A 1,436-nucleotide genomic window follows, 5' to 3' on the forward strand; every position below is an offset into this window, starting at 1 on the left:
CTAACAGCCGTATCGATGAGTTGTTGCCACTCGCTCCGAAATTTATCGAAGCATTAAAACTATAAAAATTCTAGACGGACGTAACGGACGCATACATTGAAGGGATCAAACCGCATGCTACAATATTCTTTCTGCTCCACAGTCAAATCGCTCTACTGTCAAATCCTGTTCAGCAAAGCCAAGCACTGTAAACAGTAAAGTAGTTTTTCACTGTTGAAATCCCTTGTTTCAATACTTCATTATTAAATTGTTCCAATTTTTTATCTTTTTAACAATACGTGTTAATACGTATATGCACTGTTTTAAGATAATGATATCTTTCAAATATTAGTAAATTTGATTTTGACGCCTTACGTTTCATTCCTATGTAGGGTGCAATACGCACATACCTGCCGCTAACAAAATATTCAAAGTATTTCACTTCAGCTAATCAGAATATTTTTGAAGAGAGGTTAAAATGACGGTCGAAGCAGATTGTAAAAAAATTCAGTTATCCTTTACAGAACGCCTGGCATTAGCAGAAAAAAAAGCGACTTGCCCATTCATAGGAGCTGCAGTAGCGACAGGTGATCTTCCCGTTCGCAATAGCATAACCGAGCCGCTTGCAAGTGTTGATGATGTTACACATCTTGGTAATTCAGGCGGTGGTGATTTAGGTGAGGTTCTAAAAATTTTCGCAAAAGGGAACCACGCACGTATGTTCGATGATTCTGGAAAACCGAGTGCGCTTTTGCCCGTTGGACTTTTTAGTTTGGATTTTCCAGGTTCACAAGGCTCACATCCAGGACATAGTGGTATTTTGCAAGGCAACCCTGCAAAAAGGGATTCAGGAAGATTCAGTCAAAGCGACTTTGATCGATTGGTTAACTATGCAACGGACGGCTTTATCAAACAATCCGACGTGGCCGCATTTATTGCTGAAAACTTAGCCAGAGACCCTGGTTCGAAAGTCGATAGCAAAGAAGCCGCAAAATTAGTGCTTCAAGATATTAGTGATGCGCACTCACAAGGTTGGGACCTTGTAAAAGAGAAATTAAAAAGCTTTTTTACAAATGAGTCAAGCGCTGAACAGTCTGATCAAAAAAGAGAATTTGCTGAAGCACTGACAAAAGTTGCAGGAGAAAATAACCTGGTGGGTTCTGCCGGAGAATTTGGACTATTGTTTGCATTTTTTGCTAATAAACCAGATGCAAAGACTATAGACTCGGAACCGGCACTGTCGGTTGCGGATTTAACATTGATGTTCAAAGATAAAAAACTTCCCCAGGGTTGGGATACCTGGGAAAAAACAAAAATTGACTGGATTAAAAACACTGCCCAACTTTTGATCTCAGCTGCTAGCCTGAATATTGCATGAATGGTTGAGGCAATTCCCCTTAAATCTTTTATAATTCAGTTACCTAGTCTGTATAAAAGAGAGGAATTGCCAGTGACAG

The 1,436-nt window shown here is 39.6% G+C and carries 1 protein-coding gene; it reads left to right on the plus strand.

From position 1 onward, the window contains the following. Nucleotides 1-457: 457 nt before the first annotated feature. The gene (locus BMY62_RS15820) at nt 458-1,357 is read left to right on the plus strand and encodes a hypothetical protein (protein ID WP_090662240.1); all 900 of its coding nucleotides are present in this window, start codon (nt 458-460) and stop codon (nt 1,355-1,357) included. Nucleotides 1,358-1,436: the final 79 nt, after the last annotated feature.

It is taken from the genome of Nitrosomonas marina, from assembly GCF_900111605.1.
Classification (GTDB): Bacteria; Pseudomonadota; Gammaproteobacteria; order Burkholderiales; family Nitrosomonadaceae; genus Nitrosomonas; species Nitrosomonas marina_A.

Excerpts from the sequence above, each read along its gene's own strand:
- BMY62_RS15820 (WP_090662240.1), top strand. The coding sequence starts at position 458 with ATGACGGTCGAAGCAGATTGTAAAAAAATTCAGTTATCCTTTACAGAA.